The organism is Sorangium sp. So ce1014, from assembly GCF_051521505.1.
Lineage (GTDB): Bacteria > Myxococcota_A > Polyangia > Polyangiales > Polyangiaceae > Sorangium.
In genome coordinates this window covers 10,524,386-10,551,320 of record NZ_CP150356.1, presented here as the reverse complement: position 1 = coordinate 10,551,320, position 26,935 = coordinate 10,524,386, and the positions used below count along the sequence as shown (strand labels likewise).

Genomic DNA, 26,935 nt, shown 5'->3' with positions numbered 1-26,935 from the left:
GGACGAGGGCGGACGCGATGAGCGCACAAAAAAGCGTGAGTCGAACGGCGGGACCATTCATGGAAGGACCTCCTCGGGCAGGCTGCGTCGGCGCGCCCCGTCGCATGTCGGGCGCCGCCGATCGGCTGTGACAACGCCCCGCAAAAAAAAGTTGCTCCTCGATCGCGCCATCTTCTGCGCACATCGGCTCGGTCCGCCGGGTCGATGTGCGCAAAGGTGCGCGCATGAGCTCGATCGCCGGGTTGCCTTGGTGCGCTGCCCGGTGTCCAATGCGGCCTTCCACAAGGAGATCCGGCATGTTGAAGAAGCGGCGCCTCGCGATCGCGGTCCTGCTGGCCCTCGCCAGCGCGCTCCCGGCGTGCACCCGCAGCAAGAGGGCGGACTGCGCGAGCCCCGAGGTGTTCTGCGTGGGCCTCGTCACCGACATGGGCAAGATCGACGACAAGTCGTTCAACCAGTCGGCCTGGGAGGCGATCCAGCGGGCGCAGAAGGAGCTCGGCGCCACGACGCAGTACATCGAGACGACGGATCCGAAGGATTACCCAAAGAACATCGGGACCTTCGCCGAGGAGCACTACGACGTTGTCATCACGTCGGGCTTCGGGCTCACCGAGGCGACGCACGCCGCGGCCGAGCAGTTCAAGGGCGTCAAGTTCATCGGCATCGACCAGTTCCAGGCGACCCAGAAGCCGAACGTCGTGGGCCTGATCTTCCCGGAGGACCACGGCGGCTTCCTCGTCGGGGCGCTGGCCGCGATGATGACAAAGTCGGGGAAGATCGGCGGCGTGCTCGCCACCGACGCCGTCCCGCCCGTCTATCGCTTCGGCGAGGGCTTCCGCGCCGGGGCGCGCCACGTCAAGCCGGACATCGAGATCAGCGTCGTCTACCACAACGACGTTGGCTTCGATAAGACGTTCACCGATCCCGAGTGGGGGAAGACGACCGCCGTCTCGATGATCGACAAGGGCATCGACATCGTCTTCGGCGGCGGCGGCAAGACGGGCAACGGCGCGCTGCTCGGCGCGGCCACGAAGGGCGTCTATGCCATCGGCGTCGACACAGATCAGTACTACACGGTGCCCGAGGCCCAGAAGGTCCTCCTCTCCAGCGCCGTCAAGCTCATCACCGAGGGCACCTTCGACCTCATCAAGATGGCCAAGGAAGGCAAGCTGCCGGCCGGGAACTTCGAGGGCAAATCGGGGTACGCGCCGTATCACGATCTCGACAGCAAGGTCCCGCCCGAGGTGAAGACGAAGATGGAGGAGCTCCGGAGAGGGCTCCTCGACGGGACGCTCAAGACGACGGTTTCGCCCACCAAGGACGCCAAGGGGCAACCGTGATCGCCCCGAGCTGCCGAGGATGCGAGACAAGCTGAGCCGGCTGTTCGCGCCGCTGCTCCTGCCGGCCCTCTCGGTGTTCACCGCGATGGTCCTGGGCGGCGTCCTCATCGCCCTGGCCGGGGGCAACCCGCTCGAGGCCTACGCCGGCATGCTCGAGGGCGCGTTCGGGTCGCCGCGGGCGGTGAGCGAGACGCTCGTGTGGGCGACGCCGTACATCCTGGCCGGCCTGTCGGTCTCGCTGGCCTTCCGAGGGGGCCTGTTCAACATCGGGGCCGAGGGGCAGCTCGCGTTCGGGGCGCTGTCCGCCGCCTGGGCGGGCCACTGGCTGCCGCGGCTCGTCGGCGGCGGCCTGCCCGCGGCGCTGCACGTCCCGCTGACGTTGCTCCTCGGCGCGCTGGCCGGCGGGCTGTGGGCCGCGGTGCCCGGGTGGATCAAGGCGCGCGCCGGCGGACACGAGGTGATCAGCACGATCATGCTCAACTACGTCGCCCTCAACGTGGTCAGCTTCCTGCTGAACGGCCCGATGAAGGATCCCACGGCGGCCAACGTCCTGTCCCGCACGCCGCTCATCGACGAGAGCGCGCGCGTCCCGGCGCTCGTCGACGGCTTCCGGCTGCACTGGGGCTTCCCGCTCGCCCTGCTCGCGGCGGCGCTCGTCGGCTGGGTGCTGCAGCGGACGGCCTTCGGCTTCGAGATCCGCACCGCCGGGCAGAGCCCGGACGCCGCGCGCTACGCCGGCGTCCGGGTCGGCCGCACCGTGATCGTGACCATGGCGCTCTCGGGCGGCCTCGCCGGGGTGGCGGGCGCCATCGAGGTGAGCGCGCTGCACCACCGGCACGAGCTCGGGTTCTCGCAGGGCTACGGCTTCGACGCGATCGCCATCGCCCTCCTCGGCAAGGCGCACCCCGGCGGCACGGTGCTCGCGGCGCTCCTGTTCAGCGCGATGCGCAGCGGCGCGACCCGGATGCAGTACCTCACGCAGGTCCCCATCGACGTGATCTCGGTCATCCAGGCGCTGATCCTGCTCTTCGTCGCGGCGGACACCCTGGTCCGCCGCATCTACCGCGTCCGCGCCCGCGGCGAGCGGCTCGTGCTCACGCGCGGGTGGGGCGGCTAGAGGGCGAAGATGGTCTATCGACGCTACGCATTCATCGCGGTGGTCGTCAGCGTGCTGGTCCTCGTCGTGGTGCTCGTCGGCGCGTCGCAGGTGCCGCCCCTGACGATCGTGGCCAGCATGGCGGCCACGACCCTCGCCGTGGCCACGCCGCTCACCCTCGGGGCGCTCTCGGGCGTCTTCTGCGAGCGCTCGGGCGTCGTGAACCTCGGCATCGAGGGGATGATGCTCGCGGCGGCGTTCTCGGGCTGGTTCGGGTCGATCTACGCGAGCGCGGTCCTGGGCATCCCGCCGCTGCCGAGCCTGCTGCTCGGCGTCGTGATCGCGGTCGCGACCGGCGCGCTGCTGGGCCTCTTGCTCGCTGCGCTTGCGGTGACCTTCTCCGTGGACCAGATCCTCGCGGGGACGGTGATCAACTTGCTGGCCGTCGGGCTCACCGGCTTCTTCAACCGACAGCTCTTCTTCGGGCCCGCGAGCGCGTTCGGCGGCCAGGTGCCCCACGCGCCCGGCGTCCTGCCGCGCCTCCACGTCCCGCTCCTCGCGGACCTCCCGGTCGTCGGCCCCGTGTTCGAGCAGCAGCCGATCGCCGTCGCCGCCGTCGTGCTTGTCGGGCTCACCCACCTCGTGCTGTTCCGCACGCGGTGGGGCCTGCGCGCGCGCGCCGTGGGCGAGCACCCGCGCGCCGCCGCCACGGTCGGGATCGACGTGGTCCGCGTGCGCTACGTGAACGTCGTCATCGGCGGCGCCATCGCGGGGCTCGGGGGGGCGTACTTCACCCTGGAGTCGGTCCCGTCCTTCGAGCCGATGATGACGAACGGGCGCGGCTTCATCTCCCTCGCGGCGATGATCTTCGGCGACTGGACGCCCTTCGGCTCGTGGGCCGCGGCGCTCGTCTTCGGCGCGGCGCAGGCGTTCCAGATCAACCTCCAGCTCTTCCGCGACCAGATCCCGCCGTCGTGGTCCTTCCTGCAGCAGTCGTCGGTCGTCGGGCTCGTGCCGTATCTCTTGACGCTGCTCATCCTCACCGGCGTCATCGGCAAGACCACGCCGCCGGCCGCCGACGGCCAGCCCTACGAGCCGGAGGGGCGGCGGTGAAGGCCGTCCTCGAGGCCCGGGGGATCACGAAGCGGTTCTCCGGCGTCCTGGCGAACGATCGGGTGGATCTCGACCTCGGTGAGGGCGAGATCCACGCCCTGCTCGGGGAGAACGGGGCCGGCAAATCGACCCTGATGAACATCCTTTACGGGCTTGTGCGCCCGGACGAGGGGGAGCTCCGCCGGAGCGGGCGCCCCGTCTCGCTGCGGTCGCCGAGCGACGCGATCGCGCTCGGGATCGGCATGGTGCACCAGCATTTCATGCTCATCCCGGTGTTCACGGTCGCCGAGAACATCGTGCTCGGCGCCGAGCCGGTGCGCCGCGGCCTGCTCGACCGCGGGAGCGCGAGCGCCGAGGTCCGCGGCCTCTCGGCGCGCTACGGGCTCGACGTCGACCCGGACGCCCGCGTGGAGGACCTCCCGGTCGGCGTGCAGCAGCGCGTGGAGATCCTCAAGGCGCTTTACCGCAAGGCGGAGATCCTGATCCTCGACGAGCCCACGGCCGTGCTCACGCCGCAGGAGGTGGACGAGCTGTTCCGTGTGCTGCGGGGCCTGACGTCGCGGGGGGTCTCGGTCCTGTTCATCACGCACAAGCTCCGGGAGGTGCTCGCGGTCGCCGACCGGGTGACGGTCATGCGCGCGGGCAAGGTGGTGGGCGCCGCGATCCCGGCCGAGACCGACGAGCGCGGCCTGGCGGCGATGATGGTCGGCCGCGAGGTGGTGCTCCAGGTGAGCAAGGCCCCGGCGCGCCCCAAGGCGGTCGTGCTCGAGGTCGAGCGCCTCGGCGTCGCGGGCCGCCGCGGGTCGGGCGGCGACGCGGTCCGCGACGTGAGCTTCTCGGTGCGCGCCGGCGAGATCCTCGGGATCGCCGGCGTGCAGGGCAACGGCCAGACCGAGCTCGTCGAGGCGGTCACGGGCCTCTCGCCGGCGCGCGACGGGCGCGTGCTCCTCCGGGGCCGCGACGTCACCGGCGCGCTGCCCCGCGCCCTCATCGAGCGCGGCGTCTCGCACGTGCCCGAGGACCGCCAGCGCCACGGGCTCGTGCTCTCGTACTCGGTCGCGGACAACCTCGTGCTCTGCACCTACCACAGGGCCCCGTTCGCCGTGCGCGGCGTGCTCCGCGACGACGCCCGCGAGGAGAACGCGCGGCGGCTGATCAAGGCCTATGACATCCGCGCGCCCGGCCCGGGGACGCCTGTGTCGGCGCTCTCGGGCGGCAACCAGCAGAAGGTGATCCTCGCGCGCGAGATGAGCCGCCCCGTGGAGCTGCTCGTGGCCAGCCAGCCGACGCGGGGCGTGGACGTGGGGTCGATCGAGCACATCCACCGCGAGATCGTGGCGGCGCGCGACGCGGGGGCGGCGGTGCTGCTCGTGTCGGCGGAGCTCGACGAGATCCTGGCGCTGTCGGACCGGATCGCGGTCATGTACCGGGGCCGGCTCGTGGCGATGCGGGACGCGGGCGCTGTCTCGCGGACCGAGCTCGGGATGCTGATGGCCGGGGTGCTCCCCGGCGAGGCGGCGCCGGCGCCCGGCGCCGGCGAGGAGGCGGCGCCGGCGAGCGCTGCGGGCGGGGCGGAGGCGTGAGGAGGCTCGGCGCGCGCCTCGGGCGGGGCGGAGGCGTGAGGGGGCTCGGCGCGCTCGCCGGGGCGGCGCTGCTCGCGGCGGCGGCCGCCGCCTCGTTCGCGCCGCCTTCCGCCGCCGCGGGGGGCGCCGCGCCGGCGCTGGAGCAGTACCGGTATTACCGCGCGCTCTCGCTCGACCTGAAGGGGCGGCTCCCGACGCGCGAGGAGCTCGCGGAGATGGAATCGCCGGGCTTCGACCTCGACGCCTGGATCGAGCGCCACCTCGACGGCCCGGGGTATGTCGAGCGGCTCACGCGCCTCTACATGGATGTCCTGCGGCTGGAGCTCGGCCCGGTGGGGCTGTTCGCGCCGCTGGAGACGACGCTCCGCCGGGCCGAGGTGCTCGGCCCGGACGGCGAGCGGCTCTACGTCTATTTCCGCTACAACCAGCGCCGCCTGCTCCCTCTCATCGACGGCGACTTCTGCTTCTCCGAGGCCGAGAGCGGGCTCCGCGGGAGCTTCGCCGGCTTCACGGGGACGCCCAGGCCCATCTCCCAGCGGCTGCTCGACGAGCGGACCACGGTCGTGCGCCCGTTCTGGCTTTACCGCGATTACCTCTCGGTCGTGCCGACGCAGCGTTACGGCGCCGGATGGAAGGACCCTGACAGCGCCTATGTCCCGCTGCCGCAGCTCCTTGTCGAGCCCGACGGCAAGACGCCGACGGTCGAGGTCCGGGTCTGCAAGGAAGAGGCGCAGACCGCCGAGGTCGGCCGCATCTACGCGAGCGGCATCCCCCCGTTGCCCAAGGGGGCTCCGCTGCCTCCGGGGCGCGCGCGCCCGCCGGTGCCCGAGGATCGCTATGCCAGGGAGCACCGGGGCGAGCCGATCTCGTGCCGGAGCGCGCTCGCCTTCGCGATGAGCGTCGACTGCGGCTGTGGCATCGGCCTCGAGCACTGCCTGCCGGGCGACAACTCCGGCAGGGATCCGCGCGCCTTCGCGCTGCCGGCCCATGTCCCGCTCGGCATCGAGGCTCCGATCGGCGCCGCGCCGCACACCGCCTCCGGCTGGAACAAGTTCTGGTGGTCGCAGGAGGCGATTCACCTCATGCAGCACGTCTTCCGGGCCGACCGCGACTTCCGGGAGATCCTCACCGGGCGTTACACGTTCATCAACGGGCCGCTCGCGCAGTTCTATCGATCGAGCGCGCCCGCGGCGTGCTGCGGGCTGCACAGGTCCTATGGAATGCGCGAGGACGAGGCGCCGCTGTTCTTGCCGGGCGCGGTGCCGCCGGTCGTCGCGCCGCACGACGTCTCCGACTGGACGTTCATCCCCGATCGCGGCCCGCGCGCGGCGGGGATCGTCACGACGCCTGTGTTCCTCACGAAGTATGCCTCGCGCCGCGCGCGCGCGGCCGCGCTCTACAGCGCGTTCCTGTGCAAGAGCTTCATGGCCGAGCACGCGGAGCTCCCGCCGTCGGACGAGCCCGACTTGATGGTCCGGCCGGGCTGCTCCAGCTGTCATGCGACGCTGGAGCCGCTCGCGGCGTATTTCACGCGGGTGGAGGAGACGACGTGGACCTATCTCCCCGCCTCCCGGTTTCCGATCGAGAACCCTGTTTGCAAGCTGAACGCGGAGGGCAAGACGGGCCAGTCGTGCCAGCGCTTCTACGACCCTGATTTCTCGAGCCGGGAGCGCGGCGTGCTCCGGGGCGCCTATGCCTCGCCGGCCCACGCCGAGCGCGGCCCGGCCGGCGTCGCGGCCGATCTCACGCGCATGCCCGAGTTCGCGTCGTGCGCCGTCGAGCGCGTCACCGAGTCGTTCCTCGGGCGGCCGCTGCGCGACGAGGACGGGGCCCTGCTCCGCGCGCTGCGCGAGCGGTTCGTGTCGCGCGGCTACCGGATGCGGCCTCTGGTCGAGGCGATCGTCCGCGCGCCGGCCTATGCGCGCGCGAGCAACGTGCGGCCTGCGCTGGAGCGCGGCGGCGCCGCGGGGCGCGGCGGGGGCGCGCGGTGATGCGCGGCCGGGTGAGGGCCTTCGCCCTTGCCGGGATGGCCGCGGTGGCGGGCGCGTGCGCCCCGCCGGAGGCGGTCGCGCCGCGGCCTGCCGCGCCGCTCCGGGAGACGGGGCGCGTCGCGCAGAGCCGTAGCCCGAAGCAGGACTTGCGGCTCATCCCGGCCGAGGCGTACCTGAGGACGTATCTCCGGCTCTTCGGCGGCCTGTCGCCCGCCGAGGTCGAGCGCCGCGCGCGGGGGGACGACAGGTCGGCGCTCTTCGACACCTGGGAAGACTACCTCACGGCGCTCGGGCTCCCCGATCACGGCCTGGATCTCCCGCGCGGCGCGCAGACCAACGCGCTCATGATGGCGGCGTTCGAGCGGCTCGGGATCGCGCTCTGCGATCGCGCCCTGGAGCACGACCTCAAGGCGAGCGCGCCGGTCCCGGTCGAGCGCCGGCTCATCTTCGCCTTCGATCTGCCCGCGCAGGACCTCGACGCGGCGGCCTTTGCCCCGCGCTTCGACGTGCTGCACCGGACGTTCCTGAGCTACCCGGCGCGCCTCGCGCCGCCGGACCGGGAGGCGAGGTTCTTCGCGCTCTACGAGGGCACGGTCGCGCGGCACCGCGCGAAGGGCGCGCCGAAGTCGCGGTTCTCGCCGGGCGAGGCCGGGTGGGCCGCGGTGTGTTACGGGCTCGTGCGGCACCCGGAGTTTCACCTGTATTGAAGCACCGATCCGCTTGAAGACCGAGAATGAACCCTGAGAGGCGCGGAGGACACAGAGGAGAGGCAGGGGAATGGCACGTTCATTTCTCTCTCCTCTGTGTCCTCTGTAATTCAGTCGCATGAGGTTCGTCCCGCGCGCGCCCGTCAAGCGCACCGCTGTCCATGCAGCTGCCAGCGCACCTTCGGGCTCGCCAGCCGCCCGGGAAGTTCCGGGGAACACGCCCAGCAGCGCCGGGAACGCGTCCAGCACCGGCGGGGAGCGTACCCAGCAACGCCGGGAACGTGTCCAGCAGCGCCGAGGAGCGCGCCCAGCAGCGCCGGGAACGTGTCCAGCAGCGTCGGGGAGCGTGCCCAGCAGCTCCGGGAACGTGTCCAGCAGCGCCGAGGAGCGCGCCCAGCAGCTCCGGGAACGTGTCCAGCAGCGCCGGGGAGCGTGCCCAGCGACCGCTGGCACGCGCGCCCGAGCTGCTGGCTGGCGTCCGGGATGAGCTGGCATGCTCCCGAACGCTGCTGGGCGCGCTGGCCGGCGTGTTCGTAGCAGGATCGTGCGGGCGCGGGCTGCGCCGGAAGATATCTTGAGGACCACCCGCGATGCCCCGTCATGACCCTTGCCCCCGCTGTCATGATCTCCCGCGCCGCGCGCTGCTCCAGGCCGCCGCGGGCGCGGCGCTCTCCGGCGTCCTCGGCCTGCCGGCGCGCGCGCTCGCCGCGCAGGGCAAGGCCGCGGAGGACGAGTTCTTCCTCTTCATCCATGCGTCCGGCGGCTGGGACGTGACGCTCTGGGCCGACCCGCGGAACGAGAGCAAGGGGCTCGTGAGCCCGGCGACGACCGACAACACCGACACGGCGCCGCTCCGCCTCTGGGTCGACGCGCCCGCGGCCGGCGGCGCGAAGAGCTTCGCGCTCGTCACGCCGAAGGGCTCGAGCCTCGCCTTCGGCCCCGGCATCGGCGGCCTCGCCGACCTCCACGACCGGCTGTGCATCATCAACGGGCTGGCGATGAACACCGTGAGCCACCCCGACGGCACCGCCTTCGCGACCACCGGGAGGCACCTGAGCGGCGGCCGCGTCGTGGCCTCGAGCGTCGACGCCATCTGCGCCAGCGCGCTCGGCGCCGGCCAGACCTTCCCCGTCGTCTCCGTGCAGTTCCCCTCGGCGTTCGTCGGCGACCGCCTCGACCGGCGCGCCGCCCCGCTCATGGTCGGGGACGTCGGCGCGATCAGCCGCTCGCTCTCCCGCGCGCGCCAGTACGACACCGACGAGGACCGCGCCGCCGTGACAGCGCTCCTCTCCGAGGAGGCCAGATCCCTCGCCGCACGATCGAGCTACACCGACGCCTTGAACGGCTTCGCCATCCAGGCGGAAGGGCTGGGCAAGATGCTGAGCGCCGAGCTCCAGGAGGTGTTCTCCAGGGGCAAGCTCATCCAGGCGCACCCCGAGTTCAACCACAGGGCCCGCTTCGCCAGGCAGACGGCCGTCAACGCCGCGTTCGCGATCGAGGCCATGCGGCGGAACGTGGTCCGCTGCGTGAGCTTCGCGAGCAACGGGTTCGACACGCACACGAGCAACTACCGCCAGCACGCGGCCACGCAGCAGGAGCTCTTTGACCTGATCGCCGCCCTCCTCGGCTCGCTCGACAGGACCCCGCACCCGACCCGGGCCGGCAAGAAGCTCTCGGATCACACCCACCTCCTCGTGACGAGCGACTTCTGCCGCACGCCCCAGCTCAACACCGCGATGGGCCGCGACCACTACCCCAACAACTCGGCGATGGTGATCTCCCCGCGCTTCCGCGGGGGCTTCTCGTTCGGCAAGACCGACCCGGAGCAGCTGCTGCCCGCCCCGGCGAAGGCGTTCCAGCGCGGGCCGAGGCCGATCGCCCCGCCGGACCTGCTCGCCACCTTCCTGTTCGCCTTCGGCATCCCCCCGCGCGAGCACCTGCGCGACGGCGAGGTGGTGCCGGAGCTGCTCCGGCAGCCGTGACGCTCCTGCGCCGAGCGGCGTCCCTCGCCGCGCTCACGCTCGCCGGCTGCGCCTCGCTCGCGCTCACGCTCGCCGGCCGCGCCTCGCTCGCGCTCGCGCTCGCCGGCCGCGCCTCGCTCGCGCTCACGCTCGCCGGCCGCGCCTCGCTCGCGCTCGCGCTCGCCGGCTGCGCCTCGCAGGCCGCGGCGCCGCGCCCGTCGCTCGTCGTGCGCCCGGTCGCCTGGCCCGCCCCGGGGGGGCTCGGGCCGGTCCGCGCGGTCGCCGACGGCGGCGACCGCGTCGTGCTGTTCCACGACGGCGCCGCGGCGGTCTTCGTGAACGGCGCGCTCGACCGGGTGGAGCGCGCGCCCCACCGCTGGGTGAGCGCCGCGGCCCTGCCCGCGCCCGACGGCCACGGCACGTGGATCGTCGGCGTCGACGCCGAGGGCCGGCTGCTCAGGCTGCCGGGCCAGGGGGCGTTCGAGCTCGTCTCCGATCGCTATGGCCTCGAGCGCGCCGCGGTCCGGGCTGCGGCCGGCCTCGGCCTCGACGGCGGCGCCGCCTTCGCGCTCGACGGCGAGATCGCGGTCGCGGACGGCGAGAGCGTCACGCGCTACGCGACAGGGCCGCTCGCGGCGTTCGCGGCGGGCGGGGGGCGCGTGGCCTTCGCGCCCGGCAGCGACGGGCTCGTCGCGCTCGACGTGGCCCCGAGGGCGCTGCGATCGTACCCGCTCGCGGCAGACGGCCCCGCGCCGCTCCTCGCCGTGACGGGCGCGGGCGCGCTGCTCGCGGCCACGCCGGCGGCGCTCTACGCCGAGGACGGCGCCGGCGTGCTGCGCCTCCGGCTGCGGGCGAGCGCGGCGCTCCACGGGCTCGCCGTCTCCGGCGATCGCGTGTGGTTCGCCGACGGCGGCGAGCTCGGCGTGCTCGACGAGGCCGGCGCGCGCGCGACCCGCGGCGCGCGCGTCCCGCAGGCCGGAAGGCTCGTCGGCTCGCCGAGCGGCGACGTCTGGCTGCTCGCGTCGGGCGCCCTCCGGCGCTTCGCCGCGGAGGACGACGGCGCCGGGCCCGCCTGGGGCGACATCGCGCCCGTGTTCGACCGGGCCTGCGCGCGCTGCCACCACCCGCGCGGCGAGGGCGGCGTCGACCTCTCCACGCGCGCGGCGTGGGCGTCGCTCCGGGAGGCCATCGCGCACCGGGTCGTCCGCGAGCGGAACATGCCGCCCCCGGGGCACGCGCTCTCCGAGGCCGATCGCGCGCGGATCCGCCATTTCGTCGAGCGCATCGGGCCACCCGCGCGGCCGTGACGCGCGCCCGCCCACCCGGCCGTGACGCGCGCCCGCCCACCCGGCCGTGACGCGCCCGTCCGTACCGCCGTGACGCGCGCCCGCCCGTACAGCCGTAATGCGCGCCCGCCCGCGCGGCTGTGACGCGCGCCCGTTCCTGCGTCCGTGACGTGCGCGGCCAGAGACGCGGCGCGCTCGTCTTGCGCTACCCTGGGGCCCCACCGCGAGAGGAGAGCTGCCTGATGATGTCGTTCAGCCCCGATCCACGCATCGCTGAGCAGCAGATGCACGCCATCATCTATTATCTCACGGGGTTCGGGTACATCGACGGCGAGCTCGATCCGACCGAGAGGTCCTTCATCCGCGGCTACATCCAGGAGCTCGTCCAGCAGCGCGCGCGCGACGCCCTCGGCGAGGCCCAGGCGGACAAGGACGTCATCGCGCGGTGGACCACGCACTTCCACGAGGTGTTCTCCGAGATCGATCACCAGATCCAGAGCCACTTCACCGAGAGCGTCTCCGACGGCGAGGACCCCAAGGACTTCGTCCTCGCCAAGGTCAAGCTCCGCTGCTTCGAGCTCCTCGACGGCTTCGACGAGGTCAACCGCGAGGCGCTGCTCGCGACCGTCGACGGGCTCATGCTCGCCGACGGCGTCGTCCACCCGAGCGAGCAGAAGTTCCGCGACGAGCTCTCCGCCCTGCTCTCGACCCCCACCGAGATCGACGACGTGGACATCGAGACCATCGAGCAGGGCGCGGTGGTGATCGATCCGGCCACGCGCAAGCAGGCGCGCGAGGTCGATCACCCGTTCTTCAAGGCGTTCGAGTGGGACTACGCGACCGACGCGGCCACGTTCGCCGAGCAGTCCAAGGTCGATCTCGACCTGATGCGCCGGTTCGAGGAGAAGCTCGCGGAGCAGCGCGCGCGCGGCGCGGGCCGGCTCGACGGCGCGGCGGACCTCGCCGGCTTCGCCGGGCAGGCGCCGTTCCTCGACGGCCACATCTACGTCGCCTCGCCCGACCCCGCGCACGAGGTCGAGCTCCTCGTCATCGGCGATCTGCACGGCTGCTACTCGTGCCTCAAGGCGGCGCTGATGCAGGCGGATTTCTTCGCCAAGCTGCAGGCGCACCGCGATGACCCCGCCCACAACCCGCGGATCCTGCTCGTGTTCCTGGGCGACTACATCGATCGCGGCAGGTTCAGCTACAACGGCATCCTGCGCACGGTGATGCAGCTCTTCCTCGCCGCGCCGGACAACGTCTTCGTGCTGCGCGGCAACCACGAGTACTACGTCGAGCTGAACGGCCGCGTGCTCGCGCCGGTGCGGCCCTCCGAGGCGATGAGCTCGCTCGCGGCCATCGCCCCGAACGAGGTGTTCGCCGCGTACATGCGCCTCTTCGAGGCGCTCCCCAACATGCTCGTCTTCGACCGCATCCTCTTCGTCCACGCGGGGATCCCGCGCGACGACACCCTCGCCGCCCGGTGGACGTCGGTGTCGTCGCTCAACGACCCCGAGATCCGGTTCCAGATGCTCTGGAGCGACCCGAGCGAGGTCGACACAATCCCCGCGGAGCTCCAGAAGTCCACCGCGCGCTTTCCCTTCGGCAAGCGGCAGTTCAAGAGCTTCATGCAGAAGCTCGGCTGCACCACGCTGATCCGCGGCCACGAGCGCATCCCGGAGGGCTTCCGCGTCGTCTACGACGACCCCGACGGCGTGCTCCTCACCCTGTTCTCCGCCGGCGGGAAGACAAACGACGACCTGCCGGAGGCCAGCAACTACCGCGAGGTCACGCCGATGGCCCTCACCATCCGCTACAAGGGTGGGGTCAGCCAGCTCACGCCCTTCGTGATCGAGTACGAGCGGTACAACGACCCCAAGTACAACGCGTTCTTCCGCGAGCAGCTCCCGTCGCTCGACGTCACCGTGTGACGGGCGCGCCGCACCTCGACGACGGCGTCACGGTGTGCCGCGCCGCCTGGCACACCGCCACCTGGCATGCCATCGAGTACGGATGAATACCCTACGATCTGTTGCTTTTTCCTCGGGCGGCCGAGGGCACGCCGATTGCAATGCCTCCGGGATGCATCGGCGCTTATCCCTCGGTCTTGGCTTGCTTATCTCTCTCCTGCTCGCGGCGGGCTGCATCGGCGCGGAGGACGGCGGCGGCTCGGGCGGCGGGGACCCGGGCGGCGGCGGCGGCCCGGTCGCGGGCAGCGGCGGCGGCTCGGTCACGACCAGCACGGCCAGCGGCGAATTGCCGAACCGGTGTGCGCTGCCGCAGGAGACGGGGCCCTGCGACGCGGCGTTCCCGAGCTACTGGCACGACCCCAGCACCGGCGTCTGCGTTCCGTTCACCTATGGAGGGTGCGAGGGCAACGAGAACCGCTTCGAGTCGCTCGCGGCGTGCCAGGAGGCCTGTCAGGACACCGTTCCGGACATGGATATCTGCGAGGCGGCGGGCGATTGCGTCCTCGCCTCGCCGCGCTGCTGCGCCTCGTGCGACCCGGGGGTCGACGCCCAGGCGTTCGTCGCCATCCACCGCGACGCGACGACGGACTTCTGGAATGCCACCATGTGCGTGGACGTGGCGTGCTCGCCGTGCCAGGAGGTCAGCGAGGCCGAGCGCACCGCCCAGTACTTCACCGCCGCGTGCGAGAGCGGGCGCTGCGTCGTCCTCGACGTGCGCGAATCCCCGCTGACGGAGTGCACGCAAGACGCGGACTGCGCCCTGCGCGACGGCCTCGGGTGCTGCGAGGAGTGCGGCGGGAAAGGCATCGTCGCCCTCAATCAGAGCGCGGATCTCGGCGCCATCGTCTGCCCCGAGGGCTTCGGCGCGTGCCCTCCCTGCGCGCCCGTGTTTCCGGAAGGCATGAAGGCGGCCTGCGTGGAGGGCAGGTGTCAGCCGAGCACGTCCGCGCCGTGAAGGCCGGTATTCCCGCCCTGCGCCATCAGGCGCCACCTCGTGAATCGTAGAACCAGCTCTCCCCGGCACCCACCCGCGGCGCCCTCCCGAGAAAAGCCCGTCACGCGGTCGCCTCGCGTTGACGCTGGACGCCTGCGCCCGATAGGCTTTTCCCTTGAAGAGCTTGTAACTTCTTACATTCTCGAGCTCTTCACGAAGGGAGCTGCCCGTGAACCGAAGCACCCCGAGGATGCTGCTCGTGGCCCTCGCGCTCTCCAGCGCGGCCGCGTGCTCGGGACCGACTGGAGATGGCGGACCGGGCCCGGTCGACGATCCGGGCGCCGAGGTCCAGTGCGCGCCCGGCGTCACCGCGCCCGGCCCGACCCCGCGCCTGACGCGGCTCACGCACGCGCAATACGACAACACGATCCGGGATCTCTTCGGCAAGGACATGAAGGCCTCGGCGTTGTTCCTCGCGGACCCGGCGTTCGAGGGGTTCGACAACAACGCCAAGGGGCTCCTCGTCTCCGACCGCCTCGCCCGCGATTACCGGCGCGCCGCGGAGGCCATCGCGGCCGACGCCGTGGCCGACCAGGCCGTGCTCGGCAAGGTCCTGCCGTGCGCGCCGGAGGGCGACGGCGCCGCGTGCGCCCGGCAGCTCATCCAGGCGCTCGGCAAGCGCGTCTACCGGAGGCCGCTCTCGGCGGAGCAGGAGGCGGCGTACGTCGCCGCCTACGCGCGCGGCGAGGGCCTCTTCGAGTCGGGCACGCCGTTCGAGCAAGGGATCCGCCACGTCATCGAGGCGATGCTCCAGTCGCCGCATTTCCTCTACCGCGTCGAGCTCAGCGAGGCGCTCGACAGCGAGCAGATCATCCCGCTCGACGGCCACGAGGTCGCGACCCGGCTCTCGTACCTGCTCTGGAACAGCCTGCCCGACGACGCGCTCCTCGCGGCCGCGGCGGACGGCGCGCTGGGCACGCCCGCGGGGATCGAGGCCGAGGCGCGGCGCATGCTCGCCGACTCCAAGGCGGTGAGCGCGCTCGCCGACTTCCACCGCCAGTGGCTCCACATGAGCCGCTACGCGGATCTCTCGAAGGATCCCGCGCTCTACGAGGGCTTCGACGAAAGCGTGTCCTCGGCCATGCTGGCCGAGACGCAGGAGTTCATCCGGCACGTCATCCTCGAGATGGAGGGCGACTACCGGACGCTGATGACCTCGTCGGTCGGGTTCGTGAACGACAAGCTCGCCCCGATCTACGGCGTGGAGGGGTCGTTCACGGGCGAGCTCGTGGAGACGCCGCTCGACCCGGCGGTGCGGGCAGGGCTCCTCACGCAGGCCGGCTTCCTGAGCTCGCACGCGTTCTTCGACAAGAGCTCGCCGATCCACCGCGGCGTGTTCATCCAGCGGCAGATCCTCTGCGCGGACCTCCGGGACCCGCCGCCGAACATCGACACGGAGCTGCCGCCCCTCCAGGGCGAGATCAGGACGACGCGCGACCAGGTGGAGGCGCACACGTCGCCGGCGTCGTGCAGCTCGTGCCACGACATGATCAACCCGCCGGGCTTCGCGTTCGAGCACTTCGACGCGGTCGGGCGGCACCGCGCCGACGAGGGCGGAGAGCCCATCGACGCGACAGGCACGATGACGGTCGGGGAGACCGAGATGCGCTTCGACGGCGCCATCGATTTCGTGACGCAGCTCGCGGAGAGCCCGGTCGCGCAGCGGTGTTATCTGACGAACTGGTACCGTTACGGCAACGCCCGCCAGCTGTCGCGCGAGGACGCGTGCACGATCGACGAGCTCGACGCGAGGCTCGGCGCGTCCGGGTACAACATCAAGGAGCTGCTCGTCGCGCTCACGCAGACGAAGACGTTCAGGTATCGAGCCGTGGAAGAGGTGGACCAATGAATCGCAGAACGTTCTTGCGAGGCGCGTGCGGGGTGATGCTCGGCCTCCCGTTCCTCGAGTCGCTGCGCCCGCGCGACGCCAAGGCCGATCCGGCGACGACGCCGCGCCGGTTCATCGCCTTCTTCATGTGCAACGGCGTGAACATGGACAGGTTCTTCCCGAGCACGGGGTACGGCGCGCTGACGGCCGCGTCGTTCGGCGCGGACCGGGCGATAGCGCCCCTCGCCGCGTACCGGGACAGGCTCTTGATCCCGCGGGGGATTCACATGGTGCCGCGCGGCTTCGGGTGGGATCCGAGCGCGGGCGACGACCATGCGAAGGGGATGGGCTGCAAGCTCACGGCGCAGCCGCTCGTCCAGGGCAGCCAGTACGCCGCGGGGATCTCGCTCGATCAGTTCATCGCGAGCAGGCTCAACCCGCCAGGCACGCCCGCGCTCACGCTGATGGTCGGCGCGAAGACGCCGAACGTGCGCGGGCACATCTCGTACAGCGGCAGCGAGCAGCCCGTCGCCGGCGAGAACAACCCGTGGCTCGCCTACAAGGACCTGATCGGCGTGACGGACCTCGACGAGGAGGCGCTCGTGCGGCTCGCCAGGCGGCGCGAGAGCGTGCTCGACCTCGTCGGGGCCGAGTACGAGGGCCTGCTCAAGAAGAAGCTCAGCAAGGCCGATCGCGAGAAGCTCGAGATGCACTTCCAGACGGTGCGCGACCTCGAGGTGGACATGGGCAACGCGGGGGTCATCCCGCGCGAGCTCCCGCCGGAGCGGACGGCGGAGATGGAAGGGATCGACCCGGCCACGGTGTCGTTCGACGCCGAGTTCAAGAAGATCGGCCGGATGCAGATGGACGTCCTCGCGCTGGCGATCGCGACCGGCGCGACGCGGGCGGCGACGCTGCAATGGGGCTCGGGCGCGCACGGGCCCATCTTCAAGTGGGACGGGATGAGCCACGAGTACAACCACCACAAGCTCTCTCACGGGAACACGAAGGACGACGACTCAGGGAGCGCCGTCGACGGTTACGAGGAGATGATCCACGACATCGATCGCTGGTACATCGGCGAGTATGTCTATCTGCTCGACCGGCTCGCGGGCTACGACGAGGGCGGGGCCTCCGTGCTCGACAACAGCGCTGTCGTGTTCATGAACGAGGTCTCCAACGGCAAGGTCCACGACTTCCGCGACCTGCCGTACCTCATCGCGGGGGGCTGCGGCGGCTACTTCAAGATGGGGCAGTACATCAAGGTGACGCGGCAGGCGGACACACTGCAGGACGAGGACGCGCCCCACAACAAGCTGCTCACGACGCTCGCGAACGCGGTCGGCTGCACCGAGGAGGGCGGGGGTCCGATCACGAACTTCGGCTCGTTCGGCCAGCCCGGCGAGCTCGACGATATCAAGGCCTGAGCGGCGATCTGCCGTCCTGGGCAGGGGGCCTCAAGCCGGGCGCGGCGCGCCGCGGCGCGCCGCGCCCGGGCCGGGTGGCACACCGACTGCACATGGGCTTCGTCTTCAAAAGGAGCGTTGCCTTTTATGACGAAGCAGCCTTCCCGGCGGGCATTTCTTCATACCTTGGGTGCAGGCGTGGCGCTCGGCGCGTGCGCAGGAAGCGCGCAGGTGGGGCAAAACGCCACATCTCCTGGTGAGGGCTCCCAGGAGCCGCCTCAGGGGCCTGCGCCCGGGGCGCCCGGGGAGAAGGACGTCGAGCTGCCGGCCGGCGGTGTGATGCCGACGAGGCCTCTCGGGCGGACCGGCGTGAACGTCAGCCTCATCGGCCTCGGCGGCTACCACATGGCGATCCCGGAGGACGAGCAGGAGAGCATTCGACTCGTCCGCTTCGCGATCGACCATGGGGTCAACTTCCTCGACAACTGCTGGGACTACCACGACGGCAAGAGCGAGGAGCGGATGGGCAAGGCGCTCCAGGATGGATATCGGCAGAAGGCCTTCCTGATGACCAAGCTCGACGGCCGCGACCGCGCGTCCGCCGAGGCGCAGCTCGAGCAGTCGCTCCGGCGGCTGCGCACCGACGTCATCGATCTCGTGCAGATGCACGAGATCATCCGGATGAGCGATCCCGAGCAGATCTACGGGCCGGGCGGCGCGATGGAGGCGCTCGTGGCCGCGAAGAAGGCCGGCAAGATCCGGTTCATCGGCTTCACGGGCCACAAGGACCCGGACATCCACCTCGCCATGTTGAAGATGGCGGAGCGGCAGGGCGTCCCGCTCGACACCGTGCAGATGCCGCTCAACGTCCTGGATCCCCATTACCGCAGCTTCGAGAAGAAGGTCCTCCCGGCGCTGGCGCAGCAGGGCATCGGGGTGCTGGGGATGAAGCCGTTCGCCAGCGGGGAGATCGCGAAGACCGGGGTGGTCTCGCCGATGGACTGCCTGCATTACCCCATGAGCCTGCCGACCTCGGTGGTGATCACCGGCTGCGACACGATGGGTGTCCTCAAGCAGGCGATCAAGGCGGCGTACACGTTCCAGCCGCTCGGCGAGGAGCGCATCTCGGCGATCCTCGCGCGCACCGCCCCGCTCGGGGCCAGCGGGGAGCACGAGCCGTTCAAGACCACGGAGCGGTTCGACGGCACGACGAAGAACCCCCACTGGCTGACGACCGCGAAGATCTGATCGGCGCGGGGGTGGCGGGTACCCTGAATGCGGCGAGCCGCGGCTGCATCAGAGCCTCGTGCTACCCATGGAGGCCCCATGCATTCCCCTCGGACGCTCATCGGCTGTGCCGTTGCATCGTGGATGTCCCTCTCGACCACGACCGCGCTGGCAGAGGTGGTCCTGGACCAGATCCAGTTCTACGGGCGAACCACCTGGAGAAACGATTACAAGAGCGCGATCTCCGATCTCAACACCATCGACGTCAGCATCGCCGCGATACCGTACGAAGATGTCTCCTTCGTCGAGGCGGAATACGCAGGGGTGACGACCCCGCTCACATTCAACGACTACAATCATCGTTACTACGCAACGATCGACACGAGGACGGTGCCCTACGGCCCTCACACCTTGACGTTCATCGCGTACGACAAGCTCGGACAAGCGCGGACGAGGCAGTATACCGTGCACAAGTACGCGCCGCCCAGCGTCTGGGTGACGAGCCCGCGGCCAAACCGCGCGCTCACCGGGGACACCCGCATCGCTGCGACGTGCGTCGGGGTCCCTCCCTATTCCTGCACGCAGTTCAAGGCGCGCGTCCGGAGCCAGGTGCGCGATGAGGTGCTGGTGGGCGTCCCGTCGTCGGTACCAGGGAGGATGGACGTGCTGCAACACCTGTCATCGCCGCTTCAGTCGGGCGAGGTGCTCACGGTCAGGCTCGAAGCCATGGACGGCGTGGGACCCGCCTGGAGCGGGGCGCCGATCGGCGGGGCGCCCGTCCTCTACGACTGGTCGCTCCCGCGCGCCTACGTCGAGCGGAGCCCGAAGCTCACCGCCGTCCAGCGCACCCCCGGCGCCATCATCGATTTCGACGCGACGCGCGTCCTGTTCATCGATCACGGGCTCCAGGTCGGCGTCGTCGATCGCATGACTCAGCAGGTGACGTGGCTCGCGGAGCTCACGCTCCACCATGATTGGATGCACAAGCCCGGTCAGGGGGTGCTCACGCCGTCCGGCGTCGTCATGCAAACTTGGTACGGATACATTTTCATGTGGAAAGACGGCGTGTGGGACCAGACGCGCAGGAAGGGGCGGCTCGACGCGGTCAACGGCGATACGTTTCTGTGGACGGGGGCCGACGACGACGACGACGAGACCCTCGTGCACACGATATCGACAGGCATCGCGACGAGCTTGGGGCTCGATCCCGGCAGCGCGTCGCAGTTCCAGGCGGACATCGCGGCGTCAGGCGGCATCTACTACAGCACGTATGAAGAGCCGTGGATCCACGGGTCGGGCGAGATCCGCCTCGGGAGCCATCCTGGCTACGTGCAACGGCCGATCACCGACGGGACGAACGTCGCCGGCCGGTGGTGGAATGGGCCGGTGAGCTCGAGCTACCTCTACACGGCCGATGGCGAGGAGGTGTTCCTCGGCGACTCCAGGACCGGCGATGCTGCAGGGCTGCTGCTGCACGCAGGGTATGCGGCCTACCTGAAGAGCGACGGGGCCGTCAACCAGGTGTGGCTGCGGACCCCCGCGGGCGACGAGCACCAGCTGAGCGATTTCGCGGCGCCGAGCCAGTTCGATCAGCAGGAGTTGCGCGTCGGGCACGACGGCATCAGCGATACCGGCGAGGTGATGTTCCTCAACAACAAGAAGCGTTATATCGGGCGGCCTGGGGCCGCCCCGGAGGAGATCGGCAGCGACCTCGGACACGGGCGCTGGTTCGATGGGGACTGGTACGTGGCCCTCGGTGACACGCTGTTCAAGGTGGCGAGCACAGAGGCGCCGGCCTTCCATCTCGCCGCGTCGCCCGGCGAGGCGGCGCCCGTCGACGCCGAGGACGAGGAGCGGTACGACCTCACGCTCACCGCGCTCGCCCCGGGCGAGCCCCTGGATCCATGGACGCGGGCGGGGGACCTCCTCCACAAGCCCGACGCCTCGCCGGCGTCATTTCGCGATCCGCGAGCCGCGACGCACACCGGCACCGGCGCGCCCGACGAGGAGCCGTCGGCCGCCGCCGCGTGCAGCGTCGGTCAGGCAACCTGCTCGGGCCGCGGTGTCGCCCTCCTCTCCGCGGCGCTCCTTGGCCTCTCCCTCTCGCGGCGCCGTCGCGGGCAGAGGTAGCGGGGCAAATCCTGTACCCGGTCGGTAGAGCGCATCCTGACGCCGAGCAGGCCAGGGACATCGGCTTGCCGTGCGATGCGCTTCTTCGATCTCCGCTTCAAGAAGAGCCCCGAGGGGCAAAAGCGGCTCATGGCGATCCGCCCGGGCAGCGGCGACGCGGATCTGGTTCAGGACGTCTCCGACCTCCTCTTGCTCTGCTCCGAGCACGCGGAGGCCCTTCAAAAGGCGCCTCGCAGCGAGGCCGACGCGGCGGCCCGCCTCCGCGAGCTCTCGCCGCTGCTCGCGCGCATGCTCGCTGACAAGACGCTCTCTCCCGAGGCGCAGCGCTCGCGCAAGCTCCGCGACGCCGCGTACACGCTTGTCGTGCACGCCGAGCGAAGGCTGCGCGCCGCCGCGGAGTACGCCGGTACCGACAAGATGAAGGACTATGGGCCCTTCCCCGTCTCCCGCGGCGCCGCGTCCACCGGAGATGAGGAGGAAGGCGAAGCCTTCGCGGAGGACGGCGCGCACAGCCTCCGATACCAGGTACCGACAAACGCTTTACGGCATCGGATTGTCTTTTCTCATCCGAAGCGCCGGTTTGTGGCGATTTCTACCCCGTTGACGCCGTGCGGCTCGCGTACGTACCGTCCGCGCATGCGTGTCGTCGAGCCATCGCTGGACGTCTGCGTGACGCTCGGCGGGACCGCGCCGTCCGCCGAGGGCGTCCGCGCCGTTCCGGTGGCGGTCCCCGGGCCAGCAGGCGCTCCTCCGTCGGGGCGCGAGGCGAGGCGGAGGGGAACTCGTGCGTCGTAGGCTCCAGGATCGATGCCGGGGGGTTGCTCGTCACATCGCGGTCCTCGCGTTGAGCGCCGTGGGGGCCGCGGGCGTGTCCGGGTGCTACGCCGACGACTGCGCGAGGACGTTCACGTGCGAGCCGCTCCCCGGCGAGAAGCCGCCGGTGCTGCCGGCGTCGCCGTGCGACGGCGATCCTGCGGCGAGCCCGGCGAAGGACGCGTGCGGGGTGTTCGTCAGCGCGTCGTCAGGCGACGACGGGAACCCTGGCACGAAGGGCGCGCCGGTGAAGACCTTGCAACACGCGATCGGGCTCGCCGCGCACGGACGAGGCGACGGCAAGCCGCCGACCCGGCGCGTGTACGCGTGCGGCGTGTCGTTCGAGGAGGAAATCACGCTGCCTTCCGGAGTCGACCTCTGGGGCGGCCGCCGCTGTGAGGACGGCGACTGGTCGTATGCGTGGTCGTTCCACGGGCCGGACGAGCCCACCGTCATCGCGCCGCCCGAGGGGATCCCGCTGCGGATCGTCGAGGGGGACGACCTGCGGAGCATCCCGGGGGACGACGCGACCTCCATGATCTTCGGCGTGCAGGCCGTGGCGGCGGATGCCTCGGCGCCCGATGGCAAGTCGTCGATCGCGATGATCTTGAGCGCGGGGACCAGGGCCATCGTGCGGGACAGCGCGATCGTCGCGGGCAACGGCAAGGACGGGGAGCCGGGCGAGGACGCGCTCAGCGAGCGAGCGACCGACGGGGCGCCGGGGAACCACGGCGCGCACGCCTGCACGGCGGACGCTGCGACGGGCGCCCTTCCGGCCGTGACCGTGTGCGACGATGGAACCGAGTCCATTGGAGGCTACGGGGGCGACGGCGGGCTCGACGCAGGGGGCGACGGGGAGCCGGGACAGCCGGAGCCGGCAGAGAATCCGGAAGGCAAAGGCCTCGCCGGGACTGGCGCGGGCAGCAGCGCGTGCACACCGGGGGCACCGGGCACCGAAGGTACCGACGGCGGGCGCGCTGCCGGCGCGGTGGGCGCGGGCCACCTCGGCCGCGATGGATGGATCGGCGTCCGGGGCGAGAACGGCAAGAGGGGTGGCGTCGGCCAAGGGGGAGGCGGCGGGGGCGGCGGCAAAGGGCGAGACGGGACGATCGCGTGCCGCGCGGGCAGACCGCAGGGTGGCGCGGCCGGCGGATCGGGCGGGAGCGGCGGTTGCGGAGGTCGGGGAGGCGGCGGGGGCGGCTACGGCGGCACGAGCATCGGCATCGTCGCGTTGCAGGGGAGCGCGCTCACGCTCGAGGCGACCGAGATCACCACGGGCAACGGGGGTCTGGGGGGCGCCGGCGGGAGGGGCCAACCGGGGGGCTTCGGTCGCGGTGGCGGCTCCGGCGGGGTTCACCATGAACGGGACATGTTGCGCGCGTGCGGCGGCGGGGGCGGCGGCCGTGGAGGCCGCGGCGGGGACGCCGGCGGCGGCATCGGGGGCTCGTCCTACGGCGTCGCGTTCATCGGTGCCTTCGTGAGCATCGATCCGGGCGTGATCGTCCGCGTCGGAGACGGCGCCAATGGCGGGCCAGGAGGCAATGCGGCTCCTGACGACGACCGGGGCCGGGGCGAGCCTGGCGACGGCATGGCCTACCGTCCGTTCGATGCGCCTGATCCAGGCCCCCCCAATTGACCGTGGCGGTGCGCGCCGTGCGGCGCCGAGAGAGGACCATGAGAACGATCCGAACGACCTGTCCGGTTCTTGCACTGCTGTTCGTCGTGGCCGGGTGCGGTACCGCACCGGCCGCGAGCGACGTCGGCGGAGCACCGTGCGACGGCTCCGCGGCGTGTCACGACGAGGCGCCGCCGGAGTCGGTCTGTCTCGAGCGCCTCGCCGCCGATGAGCTGGTGGACGGCTGCGGCGTGTTCGTGACCAACGAATTCGGAGGCGGTGACGACGCGAACCCCGGCACGACGAAAGACAAGCCGGTGCGCACGCTCCAGCGCGCTGTCGAGCTCGCGCGCACCGGGCGCGGGCGCGTGTTCGTCTGTGCCGATGGCTTCTTCGGTCCGCTGGTGCTGCCCTCCGGGGTCGATCTGCTCGGAGGGTTCCATTGCTTCCAGTGGTGGCGTCAGGCAGGGAGCCGCTCCCAGCTTCAGACCACCCACGATCAAGCGATTGCCCTGACCGTCGTACCGGCGACCGCCGAGGACACGGGCGCCGCGGACGGGATATCGAGGATCGTCGACATGGGCATCACTTCATCCGAGCCGATTGGCATGCTCGTCCAGTCGAACACCGAGGTCGAGATGCTCCGAGGCCGGCTTCGCGCCGCCGCCGGGTGGGGGGGGTATCACGGCGAGGACTTGCCCGGGCCGAGCGACGCCCCCAACGGCCCCGATGGGATGTACGGCGGCGACGCGTGCTCGGCGGAGACCGTGGCCGGCGGGGCTGCCGTGGTGAACCCGTGCGAGGGCGGGCTCCCGAGCGTCGGCGGCAAGGGCGGTGACGGATTGCCCGGCGGCGCGGAGGACGGGCGCGACGGCGAGCCGACCCCGACGCCGAACCCCAGCAACTACGGACGGCGAGGAAGCGGGGACGTGGCCGACGTGGGCTGCACGGACGGCAACTACGGGATCTACGGCGCGCGAGGCACCGCCGGCGCACCCGGCCAGGGCATCGGGCGCATCAGCGAGGCCGGCTGGGAGGCGGACCGGGCCGGCGACGGCGGCTGGGGTACGCCGGGCCAAGGCGGCGGCGGAGGCGGCGGCCGCAGGGGCGGGCTCGGCGTGTGCGGCGCGGCGTCCAAGGGGGGCGCCGGGGGAGGCTCGGGCGGGGCCGGCGGCTGCGGTGGCCGAGGCGGCAGGGGAGGCGGGAACGGGTACCCGAGCATCGGCATCGTCGCGCTGCACGCCAGGGTGACCGTGCGCGACTGCGAGATCCTGACGTACAACGGCGGCGACGGCGGCGACGGCGGCGAGCCCCAGCGAGGCGGACGAGGCGGCCGGGGCGCACCGGGCGGCGTGCTGGAGGACCGCTCGGCCTATTCCTGCAACGGGGGCCCCGGGGGCTACGGCGGCGAGGGCGGCTACGGCGGCCCGGGGCGCGGCGGCGACTCGATCGGCATCGCCTACCTCGACGAGGACCGGCTCACGGCCCTGGGCGTCACCTTCACGCTGGGGCCGCCCGGCAAGGGCGGCATCAGCTGGGACGACCAGGGCAAGATGATCTCGGGCGAGGACGGCGTCGCTGTGGAGACGCGCCGGTTTCCTGAATAGCTGGATTGGACTGGATTGTAGCTCGCCCAGCGAACCGCGTCAGCGGAAGCCGGCGCGTCCACAGGCGCGGGTGCAGCGGCGGCCATCGGGGTGATCGGTCGAGCAATTCAAGCTCCCCTCACCACCCGGGCCGCCCCGTCAGCGGGGCGCGCCGGCGGGAGGCGTCGGCACCTCCTCGAACACCTCGCCGTCAGGCAAGGAGAGGACCTCTTGGCCGGCCGCCGCGAGCTGCGCTCTCGGCACGTCCCGGAAGCGCGCGCGGAAGGCGGCCGACGGGCGGAGGGTCATGGCCTGTCCGGTCGACCTGCGCCGGCAGGTGGTCTCGACGCCGGCCTCGCTCGCCTCGACGAGGCTGAGGTTGAGCTTTCCGAGGCTCGCGCCCGTGGCCGCGGCGGCGCCGTCCGCGATGCAGGAGAACTGCACGCTCCGCGGGCTGTGGTGGACGACCGACCGTGCCGCCGCAATGGACCGAAGAAACGGCGGGGAGGAGCAACAACGCCGCGCAGCTCACCGTCTTCCGCAGGCTCGATCCCTGTGCGGCAGGCGAAATGTCCCCGATCCGTGGCGACGTCGAGGGGGTCGCCCCCCGGCGTCCCGCGCCGCTCCGCCTGCGCAACGCCCTGGGCTTCAGCTGCGCGCGCGAAGCGCGCGTCGGCGGCATGCGCTTGTTGGGCATTTCCTAGACTACCCTCGCGCCCGGAGACGCCGTTCTCGCTTCCGCCGATTGCGGTTTTTCCGAGACTCCACGGCGTCATCGTGCTGCTGCCCCAGGGGGATCGGGAATTCGTTCGTTCGGAGTCTTTTATCGAAAGTGTCTTTCAGGAGGCCGTAGTCTTCATGGAGCTTGCGTGCGCGCTCGAGTGCGATGCTATCCCAGTTTAGATCCGAGATGTGAAACAAGTCCTCAGATGCTCCTTGGGCGCCATGCGCATAGGTTGCGACCCCAACAACGTCAGTGAGGGTCGGATGGAGGTACTTCGTGACCTCGCAATATGCGCGTAACCGGCAAATCCGCGAATGACGGTAGTTTGTGTCTTCCCCCTTTGCGCCCGGTGAGAGCAGGCAAAAGACGTAGGCGACGTGCGGGCGTTGCGATGGCAACACCACTCGCACGCCCGAGTGCTCCGATTCTGAACCCGTTTGACCGTACAAATCGAGCATGGCCAAGGCCAACAATCGCCGGCTCAATCGCGACTCGCCTGCCATCACACGAAGAGCTCTCTCGTGTTGCTGCACCGTTTGATCGTTGCCGTAGACCAGAGTTCGAGCGCGGACATGCTCCGAGAATATCTCGATGTATTGGTCCCATACATAGCTGGCGCGGTTGCTCAGTTGACGCGAGCGATAGGCAGGGTTGGCGAGGAGACCAGCCCAGTGCCCTTCCGCAACGACGATGGATTCAGCATTTGTCTCGGGAAAGGCGAAGGGCTGATCCGCCCCCTGGTTCCACATATATAGCGCAACGAGGTCGGCCTCGGTCGGACACCATGCCAGTCGACCAGCCTCGAAAAACTCCTCGCGCGCCCGAAAATAGGAAAGCAGGTCGGTGACAGTGTCTAGCTCTTGCAAGAGTACGTCGAGTCCAACCTCATCGATGACGTGCACAAGGTGATTTCCGCTGCGATGGTCACCGATGGCGAATGCTGGGCACTCTGCGGGGCTGGTGTCTGGACATAGCATGAGACCGCCGGAGCCTCCTAGAGCCTGTCGGCATGCGTCTGCCGCTCCATGAACGACAGCAACGCGGAAGTACCGAGCCTCTTCCTCCGTCGGTATCCGGAGCGGAAAGGGCGTCGTGCAGTTCGCGTCCAAGAACACGCGATCCGGGGCAGCGCGAAGCGAGCGTTCCGCGCCGGCGAGTTGCTCAATGGACTTGTCGATGGCGCGGCGGCGCCAGCGCTCCCAGTTCTGCTGTGGGGACCCCGAGGTTGGAAAGGCGCAGGACTTCACCGAAAAGAGAAACACACTCTTCTCGAAGACCACCAGAAGATCACAGAGTTCTTTTCCGGGAGATCGATGGACGTTGGGGTAGCTCCACAAACTCAGGAAGGCGTGGTCGCACAGGCGCTTCAGATTTTGTTCAGACGGCGTGAGTCCTTCCGCGCGGGTGAAGGCGGCGTTCATCATCGTTCTGCCTGGACGTGAAATTCAACGTGAACATGCCCAACGCCTCGGGCCTCTGCTGCCGCGCGCAGCGCGGTCAGCAGCAGGCCCTGGTTGGGCGGCTTTTCCAGCGAGCAGTTGCTCCTCAGGTCGTTGTCACGCATG

21 protein-coding genes are annotated in these 26,935 nt (G+C 70.9%); 18 read left to right on the top strand and 3 right to left on the bottom strand.

Annotated elements, in window-relative coordinates; genetic code table 11:
• Window positions 1-296 precede the first annotated feature (296 nt).
• The 17 genes from WME75_RS40045 to WME75_RS39965 all read left to right on the top strand — a co-directional run bounded on the left by WME75_RS40045 (window position 297) and on the right by WME75_RS39965 (window position 24,667).
• Window positions 297-1,340 carry a BMP family lipoprotein gene (locus WME75_RS40045; protein ID WP_437481932.1) on the top strand — a complete coding sequence of 348 codons (1,044 nt, stop codon included), beginning with the start codon at window positions 297-299 and terminating at the stop codon, window positions 1,338-1,340.
• A 19-nt stretch (window positions 1,341-1,359) separates the two neighbouring features.
• Entirely contained in the window at window positions 1,360-2,457 is a 1,098-nt protein-coding gene (locus WME75_RS40040; protein ID WP_437481930.1) for an ABC transporter permease, read from the top strand.
• Between the two features lie 9 nt (window positions 2,458-2,466).
• Window positions 2,467-3,549, top strand: coding sequence for an ABC transporter permease (locus tag WME75_RS40035; protein WP_437481927.1), 1,083 nt, complete (start codon window positions 2,467-2,469; stop codon window positions 3,547-3,549).
• Window positions 3,546-5,132: an ABC transporter ATP-binding protein gene (locus WME75_RS40030; RefSeq protein ID WP_437481924.1), complete on the top strand. Its 1,587-nt coding sequence runs from the start codon at window positions 3,546-3,548 to the stop codon at window positions 5,130-5,132. Before WME75_RS40035 ends, WME75_RS40030 begins: the two co-directional genes overlap by 4 nt.
• Window positions 5,129-7,123, top strand: coding sequence for a DUF1585 domain-containing protein (locus tag WME75_RS40025; protein ID WP_437481922.1), 1,995 nt, complete (start codon window positions 5,129-5,131; stop codon window positions 7,121-7,123). Before WME75_RS40030 ends, WME75_RS40025 begins: the two co-directional genes overlap by 4 nt.
• An 11-nt stretch (window positions 7,124-7,134) precedes the next feature.
• Window positions 7,135-7,830: a hypothetical protein gene (locus WME75_RS40020; RefSeq protein WP_437481919.1), complete on the top strand. Its 696-nt coding sequence runs from the start codon at window positions 7,135-7,137 to the stop codon at window positions 7,828-7,830.
• 590 nt (window positions 7,831-8,420) lie between these two features.
• Window positions 8,421-9,812 carry a DUF1501 domain-containing protein gene (locus WME75_RS40015; protein ID WP_437481916.1) on the top strand — a complete coding sequence of 464 codons (1,392 nt, stop codon included), beginning with the start codon at window positions 8,421-8,423 and terminating at the stop codon, window positions 9,810-9,812.
• Entirely contained in the window at window positions 9,809-11,098 is a 1,290-nt protein-coding gene (locus WME75_RS40010; protein ID WP_437481913.1) for a c-type cytochrome, read from the top strand. The genes WME75_RS40015 and WME75_RS40010 overlap by 4 nt, the downstream gene beginning before the upstream one ends.
• A 221-nt stretch (window positions 11,099-11,319) precedes the next feature.
• Window positions 11,320-13,008 (top strand): metallophosphoesterase family protein, encoded by a 1,689-nt coding sequence (locus WME75_RS40005; protein WP_437481910.1) that lies wholly within the window; start codon window positions 11,320-11,322, stop codon window positions 13,006-13,008.
• A gap of 181 nt (window positions 13,009-13,189) precedes the next feature.
• Entirely contained in the window at window positions 13,190-14,002 is an 813-nt protein-coding gene (locus WME75_RS40000) for a BPTI/Kunitz domain-containing protein (RefSeq protein ID WP_437481907.1), read from the top strand.
• A 208-nt stretch (window positions 14,003-14,210) separates the two neighbouring features.
• Window positions 14,211-15,890, top strand: coding sequence for a DUF1592 domain-containing protein (locus WME75_RS39995; RefSeq protein ID WP_437481905.1), 1,680 nt, complete (start codon window positions 14,211-14,213; stop codon window positions 15,888-15,890).
• Entirely contained in the window at window positions 15,887-17,296 is a 1,410-nt protein-coding gene (locus WME75_RS39990; protein WP_437481902.1) for a DUF1552 domain-containing protein, read from the top strand. The genes WME75_RS39995 and WME75_RS39990 overlap by 4 nt, the downstream gene beginning before the upstream one ends.
• Before the next feature lie 318 nt (window positions 17,297-17,614).
• Complete coding sequence (locus WME75_RS39985; RefSeq protein ID WP_437481899.1) at window positions 17,615-18,523, top strand: aldo/keto reductase; 909 nt, start codon at window positions 17,615-17,617, stop codon at window positions 18,521-18,523.
• A 78-nt stretch (window positions 18,524-18,601) separates the two neighbouring features.
• Complete coding sequence (locus WME75_RS39980) at window positions 18,602-20,632, top strand: hypothetical protein (RefSeq protein WP_437481896.1); 2,031 nt, start codon at window positions 18,602-18,604, stop codon at window positions 20,630-20,632.
• Window positions 20,633-20,707: 75 nt separating this feature from the next.
• Entirely contained in the window at window positions 20,708-21,427 is a 720-nt protein-coding gene (locus WME75_RS39975; protein ID WP_437481893.1) for a hypothetical protein, read from the top strand.
• Window positions 21,417-23,081 (top strand): hypothetical protein, encoded by a 1,665-nt coding sequence (locus WME75_RS39970; RefSeq protein WP_437481891.1) that lies wholly within the window; start codon window positions 21,417-21,419, stop codon window positions 23,079-23,081. Before WME75_RS39975 ends, WME75_RS39970 begins: the two co-directional genes overlap by 11 nt.
• A gap of 38 nt (window positions 23,082-23,119) precedes the next feature.
• The gene (locus WME75_RS39965; RefSeq protein ID WP_437481888.1) at window positions 23,120-24,667 is read left to right on the top strand and encodes a hypothetical protein; all 1,548 of its coding nucleotides are present in this window, start codon (window positions 23,120-23,122) and stop codon (window positions 24,665-24,667) included.
• Window positions 24,668-24,805: 138 nt separating this feature from the next.
• Here WME75_RS39965 and WME75_RS39960 read toward each other — a convergent pair whose 3' ends face one another.
• Window positions 24,806-25,090: an FmdE family protein gene (locus WME75_RS39960; RefSeq protein WP_437481885.1), complete on the bottom strand. Its 285-nt coding sequence runs from the start codon at window positions 25,088-25,090 to the stop codon at window positions 24,806-24,808.
• Window positions 25,091-25,119: 29 nt separating this feature from the next.
• On the opposite strand from WME75_RS39960, the gene WME75_RS39955 reads away from it, so the two are divergent.
• A complete protein-coding gene (locus WME75_RS39955) occupies window positions 25,120-25,350 on the top strand; it encodes a hypothetical protein (protein WP_437481882.1) in 231 nt (76 codons plus the stop codon).
• Between the two features lies 1 nt (window position 25,351).
• On the opposite strand, the gene WME75_RS39950 is transcribed toward WME75_RS39955, so the two are convergent.
• Together WME75_RS39950 and WME75_RS39945 are read right to left on the bottom strand one after the other, a co-directional pair.
• Entirely contained in the window at window positions 25,352-26,794 is a 1,443-nt protein-coding gene (locus WME75_RS39950; protein ID WP_437481879.1) for a hypothetical protein, read from the bottom strand.
• Window positions 26,791-26,934 carry a hypothetical protein gene (locus WME75_RS39945; RefSeq protein ID WP_437481876.1) on the bottom strand — a complete coding sequence of 48 codons (144 nt, stop codon included), beginning with the start codon at window positions 26,932-26,934 and terminating at the stop codon, window positions 26,791-26,793. The genes WME75_RS39950 and WME75_RS39945 overlap by 4 nt, the downstream gene beginning before the upstream one ends.
• Window position 26,935 lies beyond the last annotated feature (1 nt).

What these genes read in the sequence shown, in the direction of transcription:
- WME75_RS39990 (WP_437481902.1), top strand. Translation starts at nt 15,887, where the DNA reads ATGAATCGCAGAACGTTCTTGCGAGGCGCGTGCGGGGTGATGCTCGGC.
- WME75_RS39975 (WP_437481893.1), top strand. Translation starts at nt 20,708, where the DNA reads ATGCGCTTCTTCGATCTCCGCTTCAAGAAGAGCCCCGAGGGGCAAAAG.
- WME75_RS40040 (WP_437481930.1), top strand. Translation starts at nt 1,360, where the DNA reads ATGCGAGACAAGCTGAGCCGGCTGTTCGCGCCGCTGCTCCTGCCGGCC.
- WME75_RS39950 (WP_437481879.1), bottom strand. Translation starts at nt 26,794, where the DNA reads ATGATGAACGCCGCCTTCACCCGCGCGGAAGGACTCACGCCGTCTGAA.
- WME75_RS39945 (WP_437481876.1), bottom strand. Translation starts at nt 26,934, where the DNA reads ATGCGTGACAACGACCTGAGGAGCAACTGCTCGCTGGAAAAGCCGCCC.
- WME75_RS40045 (WP_437481932.1), top strand. Translation starts at nt 297, where the DNA reads ATGTTGAAGAAGCGGCGCCTCGCGATCGCGGTCCTGCTGGCCCTCGCC.
- WME75_RS40005 (WP_437481910.1), top strand. Translation starts at nt 11,320, where the DNA reads ATGATGTCGTTCAGCCCCGATCCACGCATCGCTGAGCAGCAGATGCAC.
- WME75_RS39965 (WP_437481888.1), top strand. Translation starts at nt 23,120, where the DNA reads ATGAGAACGATCCGAACGACCTGTCCGGTTCTTGCACTGCTGTTCGTC.
- WME75_RS39985 (WP_437481899.1), top strand. Translation starts at nt 17,615, where the DNA reads ATGCCGACGAGGCCTCTCGGGCGGACCGGCGTGAACGTCAGCCTCATC.
- WME75_RS39980 (WP_437481896.1), top strand. Translation starts at nt 18,602, where the DNA reads ATGCATTCCCCTCGGACGCTCATCGGCTGTGCCGTTGCATCGTGGATG.
- WME75_RS40015 (WP_437481916.1), top strand. Translation starts at nt 8,421, where the DNA reads ATGCCCCGTCATGACCCTTGCCCCCGCTGTCATGATCTCCCGCGCCGC.
- WME75_RS40035 (WP_437481927.1), top strand. Translation starts at nt 2,467, where the DNA reads ATGGTCTATCGACGCTACGCATTCATCGCGGTGGTCGTCAGCGTGCTG.